The organism is Chryseobacterium soli, from assembly GCF_000737705.1.
Taxonomy (GTDB): Bacteria; Bacteroidota; Bacteroidia; order Flavobacteriales; family Weeksellaceae; genus Chryseobacterium; species Chryseobacterium soli.
Genome location: NZ_JPRH01000003.1, coordinates 70,911 through 83,132 on the forward strand (window position 1 = coordinate 70,911; position 12,222 = coordinate 83,132).

Sequence of the window (12,222 nt, forward strand, 5' to 3'; positions counted from 1 at the left end):
ATTAATTCTTTCTGAAAATTCTTTTTAATTTTTCTAAAAAACCGGCTTTAGATTCAGTATTTTGTCTTGTCCCGGCAGGATATGGAGAAGCCATTGCTTCTGGTTTTTCAGTGGGTCTGATGTCGTTGTCAGAGTTTTTTTTCTGTTCTTCCGGATTGGTGATATTTTCGTTTTGGGAAGGATCTGTTTCCGCCAGATGTTGAGCTGCTGGGCTATCTTTGATATGAACCCTGTTGGGTTCTTCTATTTCATGTCCCGTCAGCCTTTCATAATGCATTTTAGCTTTATTGAAAACCTCAATTTCTTCTTCTGGTCTGTCGTCTACATGAGACATTTCCGGGATAAGTCCGCTGCTTAATTTTACAGAATCACATTCAAAGTCATTCATAATTCCCTGGTGAATTCTTATGGCAATCTCAATTTCACCCACATTTTCAAAATGTTGGGCGAATTGAAGCATGTCGTCTCCGATTTCATACTTCTCAAGGATATTACCGATAGAACTGCTGATTTTAGCTTTGGCCGAAGCAAGATTGGCAATGGCTTTTTCTTCTCCGCTTTTAGTCTTCAGCAGATCTATAAATTCCTGGATACGTCCTCTTATTTCCGGATTAAGTTTGTATTCCTTAATATGTCCCAGATCCGTAAGGTAGATACCCTGGCTCATTGCCTCATCAGAAAGAACATGGATGTAGCTGCTCATGATAAATGATAAATGCACAAGAAGATTTGAAAATTTTCTTAATGAATCTGTGTCAATTGAAGACTGTTCTAATGCTTTATACAGCTTTAATCCTTCCAGAAATTCAGTCTGATATTGAGGAGGTAAGAAGCTTTCGTCCTTAATCTCGACCTCTTTACCATTTAAAATTTCAGCAAGAAAGTAATGAACCCTCGGGTGTTCAGAGTTTTTCAAAACTTCTTTTAATTCTTCAAATTTGTTTTCACGGATGAGTTCTATCATTTTTTTTGATGTAAAGTGCTTCGAAGATACAAATTTCATCAATAGATAAAAATGCTCCGAGACGAGACGGGAAAAAATAATTATGTTTTAAAATCTGTACCCCAAAGACAATCCGCTTCTGAAACCTGCCCATGGTCCGTCAATCTTTATTCTGGCACCGTTTGCATTGGTTTCTACGGTATAATCGACAAATGGAATATCCATTTTTTCAATTTCCTGCTTAAGCTGTGCCTGCATTTCAGGAGTCAGGACATAATCGCTGGTCATGGTAAAATCACCCTTTCCGCTGCCATAATGGGCACCTGCAATCCAAAAATCCAAGACTAAGTTTTGGCTTCTGGTAAGGAAAAACTGGACTCCTACCATAAGTCCGCCACTGTTTCCATTCGTGCTTCCTGTTCCTTTAAGCGGAATCTGGTAAGTAGCAGCATTTACTGCTGTATAATCATAATAGAAATCAAAAGTATTGGAAGACACTTTGGAATACCGGTAATAAGGAGCAAAATAAAATCCTTTTCCGTACCCTTTTCCAATGTAGAAGCGGGGTTCTATGGTGAAGTTGGTGGCTTTTATCCTAAGGTTCTGGAACTTTTTTTCATCTTCATCATTCAAAAATGCATTGATGAAGGGTACTTTTCCTTCCGTCATGGTTCCAAATCCTACATTCACTGAAAACCATTGATTAATGGCTCTTTCATACGACAGATTGATATTTCTGAAGGCATAGGCTGTAACATTCGTTTTAATGATATTCATTCTTTCCGAAGGAACAGCAGCTGTTTCCTGTGCTTCTACTGCTGAAAACAGAAAACAGGGAATTAAAATGAGGTATTTTTTCATGATCGTATATTTTAGTGGTTGGTGTTTCAAAAAATAAGCAAAAAACGGGCAAAAATTAATTAAAACACACTAATCGGTGAAAAATTAACTATTACTTATCAATTATTGAAATTTAGAATATGCTCCGTTTGGAATACATGTAATAAATACCGCATATTAGCGGTCTTATAGATGATATTCCTTTTTTATATGAAAAAAACTATAGGTGCTGTACTTTTTGTTTGCTGCGTTTTTGTATACGCTCAGGAAAATGTAAAAAAAGACACCATTAACCCATTGAAAACGAAGGAGATTCAGGAGGTAATCTTAAAATCACAACGTAAAAAACAGTTTGCTGATAAATCAGTATATACTTTTGATAAAGAAGCGCTTGAGAAAGCAAGATATGCAAAAGATTTACTTGAAACCTTGCCGGAGTTGCAATTGGATCCGATTTCAAATAGCATTACCAGTACAAAAGGAGGAACTTCTTTATTTCTGATCAACGGAATTGAAGCTACCGATCTGCAGATTCGGAGTGTAGCGCCCAGTGAAGTGGTGAAAGTGGAGTATTATGATATTCCGCCGGCAAGATGGGCTTCAAGAGCCGATACAGTAGTCAATATTATTACCAGATCAACAGAGACGGGATATGTTTTTGGAGCTGATGTAAGCTCTGCTTTAACTACGGGTTTTGTTAATGCTTCTGCCTATGCAAATTTTACGAAAGGAAAGAATAATTTTGGATTGGAATATTCCCTTAACCTCAGAGATTACGACAATAGAAAAGCTCAAAGTATTTATGACTATAATCTGAATGGTGAACATTACCGTTCGGATGAAAACCGTACCGATCATTTTGGGTATACGTTTCAGAATGTTGCGCTGCGTTATACTCGATTAGTACCCGATAATTATGCTTTTCAGGCAAAACTGAATATGGATATTTTCAGCAGGTTTTCTAAGGGAACAGGGCAGAGTATTTTTGAAAAAGATGATGTCAGTGAAGAACACGCGATGTTTAAAAACAATGCTTCAGACTACGTTATCCCGAAATTAGATTTGTATTACTCAAAAAAGATAGGTAAAAAAGATGAAGTAAGCCTTAATGTTGTAGGTTCCCATTATACCACCAATACTACTGAATTTGCAAAAGAATGGATTGTTCCTTCAGGAATTTCGGTATATGATAATGATATGATCCTTAATACGAAACAGACCGATTTTGTAGGGGAGTTAGCTCATACCCATGATTTTAAAGATGGGAAATTATCTTCCGGGTATCGTATTTCAAATACTTCTATTTCCAATGACCTGAATAACCTTGCAGGCTACTCTGAATACAGCGTTAACTACCTGGAGCAATATTTTTATATGGAATATTCGGGAAAGGTCAATACATTCAGCTATCGTGTCGGGGCAGGGGTTACCAATATTCATAATAAAAGTGCAGCCAATACTTTTGACGAATGGTCTTTCACTCCGAAACTTATTTTAGGGTACCAGCTGAAAAATAACCAGAGCCTTCGTTTAACCAGCAGTTTTAGTCCTACGAGTCCGTGGAGCAGCGCATTGAGCAGCAATGTGGTGCAGATGGCTCCTAATATTGTACAAAAAGGAAATCCTTTCCTGAAGTCACAGCAAACTTTCGCAAATAATCTTATTTATTCTTTTAATAATAAACATTTCGACTTTAATGCGAATTTATTTTACCGATATACCAATAGAATTATCAACCAATATTATGTGGTAGACGATACATTCGGAGGATATGCTCTTACGTATGAGAACGAGAAAAATGCCCAGCGGTATGGATTACAGCTTTCGGGATCCTATAAACCTTTCGGAAGCAGTCTCCTGGTCATAAAAGCTGTTCTTACACCGGCATCTGAAACCGTAAAAACCAGTACGGGAGCATTGATTAAAAATGATTATCTCGCCAATAATTTTGTGGTGTCCTCAGAATATAAATCTTTCAGCATTCAGTATCAGCTTAATATTCCTGTCTATACGCTGAGTGGAGCTTTTTTGAATACCAATGAAAATCAAAACCATATTTTCGCAAGGTATAAACTGAAAAGCTGGTCTTTTACGACCGGGATGTACTGGATGGGAATGCCTTCTCAATATAAAACCAAAAGTCTTCCGGAAAGTTTAGTCAACTATAATGTGGATACAAAGATCATGAATAACAAATCGATGTTTGTGTTAGGACTGAGTTATGATTTCTCCAAAGGAAAGAAAACGGAGCTTCAGAGAAAGCTGAATAATGATACGGCACCTGCAGCAACTTTTTAATAGAGTTTAATTTTAAAAAAATCTGCACAATCTGTATTATCAGCGAGAATATAAATCTAAAGAATAATCACAACAATAAATCCGCCCTGAAACAAGACGGATTTATTTTTTATATAATCAAAAAATTACTTTTTGATAAATTTTGTATTTTTCCTGGGTTCAGCATTTTTTCCGGTGACTTCTATAAAGTAAGAAGCAGAAGGAAGGTCTGAAATCTGAATTTGCCCGGATTTTATAGCAGATGTTTTAATCAGTTTTCCATCAAGACTATAAATGTTGGCTGTTGAATAGTTTTCTGTATCACCTTTAAATCCGATAAAATCCTGTGCAGGGTTAGGATAAACGGTGAAAGTTTCTTTTTTTGCTGTATTTCCAATTGCTAAAGAGCTTTGACCTATCATCTGTGCACCGTTTGTAGTTTGATTGATTCCGGCAAGCTGAACAACGATAATAGCCTGTGTTGAGCTTAACAGAGGAAATTTGTGCGTGCTATCATAATAAGAGTACGATGTATTGGTAACGCTTCCTATAGGTAAGAAAAAGCTTGTATCATTGGGAAGATAAAGGTTGAAAGATTGAACACTTTTAATTCTAAGGACATTTGTAAACGTTGTAGAACCTAAGAGCAGGGTTCCGGAAGCATCTGCGGTAACGGTAATCGTTCCTTTGCATAGTCCGCTGGCAGCAGATGAGGTGAAGGTACCTTGCGCCTGATCTGTCTCAGTATAGTTGAGTGCCGCAGGATAGCTGATGAAAGTTCCATTATTAACAGACAGGTTAATCGTTGCATCTGGTGTTATCAATCCTGTTATTTCAAGTTTTGTAGGGGAAGATTTATATAAAACCGTATTTCCGGAAGCCGTCATTTTAAGGGTTGAACCCGGAAATGTAGTTATTTCTGATGAAGAAGGAGCCGTATAGGTAGTAGGAGAGGCAGCTCCCTGAGTCAGGCCGCCGTTAGCAAAAGTTGGGCTTCCTGGTGAAATCGTGTTATCAACGGTTCCATTGACATTGTAATAATTGACAACATCACCAACAACAGGATCATTAAAAGCTTTAGTAATGACCGTTTGTGCAGTGCAAAGGCCGAAAGATCCCAGCAGAATGAGTAGACTTGTTTTCATGGTTTATTTTTTATCAAATATAGATAAAAATAGGCATGTAATTGTGTGTAACTTATTTTTAATGAAATATTTACATAAAATAACCACCCATTAAAATTGAGTGGTTATCCTGTGCGTTATATTTCTAATAGTATTAGTTGCTGATGATCATCGTGCGGTAGGCATGAATGTCTTCAATAGTTACTACACTCATTCCTTTTCTGGTGGCAAAATCTACAATTTCCGGGAGCCTTGCCATAGAACCGTCTTCATTGGTTAATTCGCACAATACGGCATCGTCTCCCAGATTGGCTAATTTTACAAGATCTACACTGCCTTCCGTATGGCCGCGTCTTTCAAAAACACCATCTTTTCTGGCGATTAAAGGAAAAACATGGCCGGGACTTGCGATCTGTTCGGCGATAGCATTCTCTGCAATGGCGGTTCTGATCGTCGTAACACGGTCTTTGGCTGAAACCCCGGAAGAAACTCCTTCTTTAGCTTCAATAGAAATAGTGAATGCAGTTTGATTTTTAGAGTTATTGGTTTCCACCATGGGACGAAGATTCAAGCGCTTACTTTTCTCTTCAGAAATGCACAGGCAGACAATCCCGCTGCATTCGCGGATCAAAAGGGCCATGTCCTGCTCTGTAATGGTGGAGGCTGGAAAGATGATATCGCCTTCGTTTTCGCGGTTTTCATCATCTACCAATAGAATTCCTTTGCCTTGTTGTAATGTAAGAAGTGCATTTTCTACACGTTCTCTGGACGTAAGTCCGAATTTTTCTAGTAATTTTTCCATGTTATTTTACTGTTAAAAGTTAAAATACACTTCGGTCCATGGAAATGAAATACAGACCAATAAGTCCATAAGATAGCCTTATTGATTGTTTCATTTTCTTCTCCCATCCAGACTATAACTGTCGGTTTTGGAATTTCACCAAATCAGTCCTTTCGTTAAAAAGGAGTCGCGGACTGTAACCGCCGGTAAGGAATTGCACCCTGCCCCGAAGAAAACTTATCTAAGTTTTACTGTATGTTTGTTGAATTGTTTTTTATTTCATTAATGTATATATAACGCACAGACTGCAAATCTCCGAAAGTTTTTTGAATTGAAAAAAGAATTCTGTAGAATCTGAAAACAAAAAAGCCGCCTGTGTATAGAGAGCGGCCGTATATTGTAAAGAATTGATTACGTATCACACGATACATCATCCCATTCCTGATTCATATAAGTAATCAGCCAGTTTAATGCATAATGTCTTTCGTAAACAATTCCGGAATCTACCGTTGTCATTTCCAGGTGGTTGATGCGGGCATCAACGCAGGCCCAATGATATCTGTAGTACAGATCATTAGCATCCAGTATTTCCGATTTAGAACGGATTTTATAAGATGTATTGATGAATTCATTGGGATCTTTATCGCCGCCTACAGGATAATTTTCTGCAGGAACATCATTTAAATCACATAATTCATTGGGAAAAGGAAGTGTATCAACAATCTGTAATGCCCACAATAAAACCCAGATGCATTCGCATTTCCAGGTTTCCTGAAATTTTTTATCTTCTGTAGGATGCTGTAGGAAGTCCTTTTCATTTGGGGTTGTATATTGCCACAGATTACAGTCTTCCAGATAGCCTATGGCTTCTTCTGCGTCTATGCTGTCAAAAGCGACTAAGTTGGTAATAGCGAGAATGGTAACTCTGGTGGCGATCTCTTCGGATGTTCTAAGAGTTGTTTCTTGTTCTGTTTCTATGTGGGGAAGGTTAACATTAATTTTTATCCCTTCTTTTTTTAGAATTTCCTCCGTCTTTTCTTTTCTGGAAAATTCTTCTTTGTTTTTCAAAATATCCTGCATAGTATGGTGTAAATTGATAACTAACTTACAAAAATATTAGTTATAATACCACAACGGGGGTATCTGTTATTTTTCTACCCATTCCCGAAATTCGCTGGTATTGCTTTGACTTGTTATCAAATGTTTTTCATACCCGGCTATTTTGATTGCCAATGAATTTTTAGAATAACGTTCGATCTTTTCTATCCATTTTTTGCTTACGAGCTCGCTTCGGTTGATCCTGAAAAATTCCATAGGATCGAGCTCCACTTCTATTTCTTTTAGAGTAAAACCAGTCAGCAAATATTTCTTGCCTGTTTTTTCTATGGCAAAAACAACCCCTTCACTGGCTTCAAAAAACAGAATATCTTTTGTCTCAAAAAAATAAATACCTTGATGGGTATTGACTGAAAACCTGGTTTTATATTTTTTTTCTCTGGTATTTCCGATTACCTCATGCAGTTTTAAAAGAAAATCATGATCTGCAGGACCGTTTTTTCTCAACAGTATAAATTTATCCCACGCTTTCCGGAATCTTTCCAGTGAAAAAGGTTTTAAAAGGTATTCAATGCCGTTGGTCTCAAAAGCATTCATCCAAAACTGGTCATAGGCGGTGGTGAAAATAATGGGACAGGAAATCTGAACTTCTTTGTAAATATCGAAGGCATTTCCATCCAGAAGCTCAATGTCTGAGAAAATTAAATCAATATCATCTGCTGTTCTTAAAAAATCAACAGCTGCCTGTACAGTATCTGTTTCTGCTTCTACAGAGACGGTTTCTTTTACTTCTTCCAGGAATCTTTTGAGTTTTTTCTTTGCCGGGATTTCATCTTCGATGATAAGAATTTTAATCATTTTCTTGGAGTGGAATTATAGGTAAAATTACGGAAAACTCATTTTCTGAATGAACTATTTTCAGCTGCCGGTTAGCCAGAAGAGCATATTGCTCTTTCAAATTATTCAGTGCTCTGCCGGAAGTGCTTTTTGTTGTTCTTTTTTCAATGGTATTATTTGAAATGATGATTTCGTTACCGATTTCCATCTGTATGACAACAGGTTTTTTTTCTGTTCCCAGGTTATGCTGAATTGCATTTTCCAACAGGAGCTGCAACGTGAGCGGAACGATATTTCCTTTTATACCTTTATTTTGAATTTGTAACCGATAGGCATTCTCGTATTTGTACTGCATCAATCCAAAATATTTTACAGCAAAAGAAAGTTCTTCGTCAATCGGGATCAATTTTTTATCAGAAACCTGAAGTACATATCGGTACATGTCTGCAAATTCGTTAAGGAAATCAGAGGCTTTGTTCTTATCTTCTTCAATTAACTGGTCAAGCACATTGAGGTTATTGAATAAAAAGTGAGGATTGAGCTGTGCTTTAAGCTGGTTAATTTTAGTTTCAGAAAATGCATGGTTATACAGATCAATCTGCTTTTGTTTTTTCTTGTTTTTTTGATAGTAATACCATGACAGGAAGAAACTTCCATAGATAAAAGTGTCCATTATTTCTGACAGAGTGGAAAGAGCAAGCGTTTTTTGATTGAAGTTTCTTTCGAAAGTATCAAATGCAAGAGCCAGGAACAATCCTGTTATTTTCATGATCAATACATAGACCAGCATTGAAGTACTGAATATTTTTAAAGCCTCCTTTGTACTGAAAGTCTCGGATTTCTGCCAATGCTTAATAAAGATATGCATCACAAAAAACAGAATGACAGCACTTAAAAAAGAAGCAACTGCAGCCTCCGGTGTGAAAACATACCCATCCAGTTTTTTCCTGACCAGCAGCCTGACCTGTATAGATTGTGCATACCCAAACAGAAATATGAACAGTAAAAATGAGCTGCTTTGTTTGATTTCATTCAGAATATTTTTCATAGAAAATTGTTCGGTGAGTACAAAAATAGCCCTATCTGTGATAAAGGGCTATTGAGAAGTTCAATTATTTTGTTTTTTGTTCAGGGAATGATGCAGTAACTTCTCCCTGATCATTATAGAAATCCAGCTTGGCATTATTTGCTTTATCAATGTAAAACATAGCTTTAGGCATTCCTTTATCGTCGAACAGAAACAATCCGTTATTTTCACTTCTGGATTTTCCGAGCATAATTCTCGGAGCGCCGCCTATCAACCCCTGTTTTAGATATTCATCGTATTTCTGCTGCATAGCTTTGGGATCTTTTTTACGGAGTTCTTCCAGCTCTTTCATAATTTCTGCTGTTTTCAGCTGTAATTCTCCTACAGGCCGGTCGTTAAAAGCAAGACTGCTGGTGACGAACCGTTTGCCGCCTTTAGTATAATCCTGTGTTAAAAGCTGCATCACCTGATCTCCGTCGTACTGATCGTAGGTTAATGATAAACCGGAATTGTGTCCGTTTTCTTTTTTTTGTCCATCATAGATAAAACCACCACATTCAATACCGTCTTCGTTGAAGAATAACATTCCGGAGCGTTTTTTCCGGGCCTCATTTGTAGGGCGGGTATTGATTTTATCTTTTCCATTAGGGAATTTATCCACATTGGTAATAATCATTTTTACCGTTCCGTCTTTTTCAACAATATTAATTCTTTCGACATCAATTTCAGTGAATTTTTGATTGCCACTATCTTTAAAAGCTGCGGAGACAAGGAACATCATTCCGATGACTGTGGCAAAGGCAAATGCTCTTAAAAAAATCAATTCTCTATTCATGGGTGCTATATTTTATAGGACAAAACTATATGAATAGGTATTTCCCATCAATAAAAAAAGAATGAACAAAGGAATATATATTGTGAATGAAGGAATTTTTAAGATTAATCAATAATCCTGGTTATCTTACTATTTGAAGGTCGCATGTTCATCATGGTATCCGTTGATGTTAGCAGTGCTTCCTTTTAACAGCTTAGGATTGACGGTTCCGGTTTTCTCTGCTGTGAATTGAAATGCCAGAATATCTAGCGTTTCGCCAGGTTTGGAAAATTTTTCTTTTTTTAACGTGTAAGTTCCTGCCGGTCCAATTTTTAGGGTATCTGCGGGCTGTTCCATAAAGGTTTCCACATTGCTTTTTTCTTTGGTGTTTACTTTAACGGTTTTAGACAGATATAAGACGTTTACATCCTGAAGGCCGGACCAATGGATAGAAAAATCTTGACTTAATGGTACCTCTTCTTTATAGATAATATTTCTTGCACTGCTTAATTTAAGGGAAGGAACACTGCCCAGAAAAAACTTTTTACCGTTGGCTAATTGAATCTGAAACTCATATTGATTATTTTCCGGTGCTATCTTCTCTGTGTGGTATAGATACGTTTTGGTATAATATAGTCCCTGTACAATTTTGTACTCTATTTTTTTCCCATTCACAGTAATATTCACTGAATCGTTGTCAAACATTTTACCTTTTCTGTCATATAAACTGACGGAAATGCTGTTGTCATTTTCATCAGTTAAGGTTTGGTAGATATCAATCACTGCTTTGATATCAGAAATATCTGTAACCTTTGATGCCGGAATAGGTTCTGAACAGGAGCTGAAGAGAAAATAGAGGCCGCATAGCAGCATATAAAGCCTTATCTGTACATAGCTGTTGATTTTCATATCATTATATTTTGGGTGAGAGTGTTAAATTACAAAAAATAGGATTAGAAGTATCCGGGAAATTTTGAACTGCCAGTATGAAATAGTGCCTAAAGTAATGATCAGTAAAACTGCTGTATGGTTTCAATAGCTCCGGTTTCCGTATCCAGAAAAAGATAAATGCTGCTGGTATCATGAAAAAACGCACAATCTTTAATATCCACCTGAGCGAGAAAAAATAAAGGTTTGTCATTCTTTATCGGCCATTGTGGATTTTGTATCCATTTTGGTGGCTTCGACTGGTAGGTGAAAAGCTGAGCATATCTGGCTTTTATGAATTGGTTTACAGCTGATTTTGAAAGTGTTTTATCTGAAGGCAAAATATGTTTTTCAATAAATGCTGAATCTGCATCGATGTATTTTGGACTCAGCACAGATGCAAGATTGTATTCATTGGCATATTTTTCTGTGGGAGCTGTTTCAATTCCTGATCTCTCTAAAAAAAGTGCTGCTGTACCTTGCGCATTCAAAACACCAGCTGTACTGTTATAATCCTGTTCAGCCAGATACAAAAATGTATTGGTCCCCTCAAGGTAAGTTCCGTGCCAGTTGATCTCCGTTTCAGAAAGAAATTTTTGAAGAGAAGGACTGGTGTAAAGCTGCTGTTCAAATTCTTTCGGGGCAAGGCTTCCTTCAACAAATTTCATTAATAATTGTATTTCTTCTGTCATAATTTGGGCTGTGAGTAGGTTGTTATTTCTTTTCAACAGTGACGTCTTTCAGTTCAAAAGGTATTTTCCTGATGGATTTTTCGTTTTCTATCATCAGCTCAACCCGTACCTGATTGACCTCAGACGGAGACATCCCTTTTTTCAGTTTAACGAATTTATAAGTGATCCCTGTCTTTTTATTGCGAATGGACAGATTATCATATCCGGGATCTCCGTCATCATTGATGAAATACATTATTTTTTGTTTCTTGTTATACCGGTAAGCATAGATAAAATCATACGACTTGAAATCAATTTTTTTATAGTCTTCATCTTCATGTATTTTATAACTGAAATCAGGGAAAATTTTGTTGATTACGGTTGAATCTACAATACTGAAATAAAGCTCAGGATTTTTGTCCGTTATTTTTTTATCAATCAGATTGGTATTTCGCGGGATATTTCCTAGGGTGCCCAGATCAAAATATGATCCGTTGGCTTTTGATGGGGTGAAATATTTCATAACCCCTTTTATATCTGCCGTTTTGAATGTGTGGTCCGGGATATAATACCGTTTTACCTTGTTTTCTCCGTTATTGTAGTTGTAATTAAGAGGATATTCCTTATTCTCTTTCCATACGTTTTTCTTATTATCGGTAACCGTTAAGGTATCAAAATCTATCAGATCGAACTTACTGGTCGGCTTATTCATCTCTATATCGATTTCAATAAAATAATCATATTGAGAAGCATAGGAAAGCTTTATGTTGTCCTGGGAGAAACACAGAGCGGATATAGAGATCAAAAAGAGAAGAAGTAGTTTATTCATTTTTTATATTGGGTGCCTGGTTTTGGTGAAGGTTAAATTAGTGAAAATATAAGTAAGGAAAATGAAAGCATTTCCTGTACGAAACACCCGTTAAGA

The 12,222-nt window shown here is 36.7% G+C and carries 12 protein-coding genes and 1 riboswitch; of the genes, 1 reads left to right on the forward strand and 11 read right to left on the reverse strand.

Going from position 1 to position 12,222, the window contains the following annotated elements; all coding sequences use genetic code 11:
* Window position 1: 1 nt before the first annotated feature.
* Both IW15_RS07645 and IW15_RS07650 read right to left on the reverse strand, forming a co-directional pair.
* The gene (locus IW15_RS07645; RefSeq protein WP_034710400.1) at window positions 2-964 is read right to left on the reverse strand and encodes a hypothetical protein; all 963 of its coding nucleotides are present in this window, start codon (window positions 962-964) and stop codon (window positions 2-4) included.
* Between the two features lie 87 nt (window positions 965-1,051).
* Entirely contained in the window at window positions 1,052-1,804 is a 753-nt protein-coding gene (locus tag IW15_RS07650; RefSeq protein ID WP_034710401.1) for a DUF3575 domain-containing protein, read from the reverse strand.
* 189 nt (window positions 1,805-1,993) lie between these two features.
* On the opposite strand from IW15_RS07650, the gene IW15_RS07655 reads away from it, so the two are divergent.
* The gene (locus IW15_RS07655) at window positions 1,994-4,081 is read left to right on the forward strand and encodes a TonB-dependent receptor domain-containing protein (RefSeq protein WP_034710403.1); all 2,088 of its coding nucleotides are present in this window, start codon (window positions 1,994-1,996) and stop codon (window positions 4,079-4,081) included.
* Window positions 4,082-4,206: 125 nt separating this feature from the next.
* On the opposite strand, the gene IW15_RS07660 is transcribed toward IW15_RS07655, so the two are convergent.
* The 9 genes from IW15_RS07660 to IW15_RS07700 form a co-directional block, all read right to left on the reverse strand.
* On the reverse strand, window positions 4,207-5,205 hold the full coding sequence (locus tag IW15_RS07660) for a T9SS type A sorting domain-containing protein (RefSeq protein ID WP_034710404.1): 999 nt from the start codon (window positions 5,203-5,205) through the stop codon (window positions 4,207-4,209).
* 133 nt (window positions 5,206-5,338) lie between these two features.
* Window positions 5,339-5,986 carry a 3,4-dihydroxy-2-butanone-4-phosphate synthase gene (gene ribB / locus IW15_RS07665; protein ID WP_034710406.1) on the reverse strand — a complete coding sequence of 216 codons (648 nt, stop codon included), beginning with the start codon at window positions 5,984-5,986 and terminating at the stop codon, window positions 5,339-5,341.
* Between the two features lie 91 nt (window positions 5,987-6,077).
* Window positions 6,078-6,203: riboswitch (FMN riboswitch) on the reverse strand.
* 173 nt (window positions 6,204-6,376) lie between these two features.
* Window positions 6,377-7,045: a DUF4272 domain-containing protein gene (locus tag IW15_RS07670; RefSeq protein WP_051881845.1), complete on the reverse strand. Its 669-nt coding sequence runs from the start codon at window positions 7,043-7,045 to the stop codon at window positions 6,377-6,379.
* Window positions 7,046-7,111: 66 nt separating this feature from the next.
* On the reverse strand, window positions 7,112-7,879 hold the full coding sequence (locus tag IW15_RS07675) for a LytR/AlgR family response regulator transcription factor (RefSeq protein WP_034710407.1): 768 nt from the start codon (window positions 7,877-7,879) through the stop codon (window positions 7,112-7,114).
* Entirely contained in the window at window positions 7,872-8,906 is a 1,035-nt protein-coding gene (locus IW15_RS07680) for a sensor histidine kinase (protein WP_034710408.1), read from the reverse strand. The genes IW15_RS07675 and IW15_RS07680 overlap by 8 nt, the downstream gene beginning before the upstream one ends.
* A gap of 64 nt (window positions 8,907-8,970) precedes the next feature.
* Window positions 8,971-9,720, reverse strand: coding sequence for a hypothetical protein (locus tag IW15_RS07685; protein WP_034710409.1), 750 nt, complete (start codon window positions 9,718-9,720; stop codon window positions 8,971-8,973).
* Between the two features lie 129 nt (window positions 9,721-9,849).
* Entirely contained in the window at window positions 9,850-10,608 is a 759-nt protein-coding gene (locus IW15_RS07690) for a hypothetical protein (protein ID WP_034710410.1), read from the reverse strand.
* A gap of 101 nt (window positions 10,609-10,709) precedes the next feature.
* Window positions 10,710-11,318, reverse strand: coding sequence for a hypothetical protein (locus tag IW15_RS07695; protein ID WP_131368520.1), 609 nt, complete (start codon window positions 11,316-11,318; stop codon window positions 10,710-10,712).
* A gap of 22 nt (window positions 11,319-11,340) precedes the next feature.
* The gene (locus IW15_RS07700) at window positions 11,341-12,126 is read right to left on the reverse strand and encodes a hypothetical protein (protein ID WP_131368521.1); all 786 of its coding nucleotides are present in this window, start codon (window positions 12,124-12,126) and stop codon (window positions 11,341-11,343) included.
* Between the last annotated feature and the right edge of the window lie 96 nt (window positions 12,127-12,222).

Bases quoted from the DNA above. Each gene is read 5' to 3' on its own strand.
- IW15_RS07670 (WP_051881845.1), bottom strand. From the start codon at position 7,045: ATGCAGGATATTTTGAAAAACAAAGAAGAATTTTCCAGAAAAGAAAAG.
- IW15_RS07695 (WP_131368520.1), bottom strand. From the start codon at position 11,318: ATGACAGAAGAAATACAATTATTAATGAAATTTGTTGAAGGAAGCCTT.
- IW15_RS07655 (WP_034710403.1), top strand. From the start codon at position 1,994: ATGAAAAAAACTATAGGTGCTGTACTTTTTGTTTGCTGCGTTTTTGTA.
- IW15_RS07680 (WP_034710408.1), bottom strand. From the start codon at position 8,906: ATGAAAAATATTCTGAATGAAATCAAACAAAGCAGCTCATTTTTACTG.
- IW15_RS07645 (WP_034710400.1), bottom strand. From the start codon at position 964: ATGATAGAACTCATCCGTGAAAACAAATTTGAAGAATTAAAAGAAGTT.
- ribB (WP_034710406.1), bottom strand. From the start codon at position 5,986: ATGGAAAAATTACTAGAAAAATTCGGACTTACGTCCAGAGAACGTGTA.
- IW15_RS07685 (WP_034710409.1), bottom strand. From the start codon at position 9,720: ATGAATAGAGAATTGATTTTTTTAAGAGCATTTGCCTTTGCCACAGTC.
- IW15_RS07700 (WP_131368521.1), bottom strand. From the start codon at position 12,126: ATGAATAAACTACTTCTTCTCTTTTTGATCTCTATATCCGCTCTGTGT.
- IW15_RS07650 (WP_034710401.1), bottom strand. From the start codon at position 1,804: ATGAAAAAATACCTCATTTTAATTCCCTGTTTTCTGTTTTCAGCAGTA.
- IW15_RS07660 (WP_034710404.1), bottom strand. From the start codon at position 5,205: ATGAAAACAAGTCTACTCATTCTGCTGGGATCTTTCGGCCTTTGCACT.
- IW15_RS07690 (WP_034710410.1), bottom strand. From the start codon at position 10,608: ATGAAAATCAACAGCTATGTACAGATAAGGCTTTATATGCTGCTATGC.
- IW15_RS07675 (WP_034710407.1), bottom strand. From the start codon at position 7,879: ATGATTAAAATTCTTATCATCGAAGATGAAATCCCGGCAAAGAAAAAA.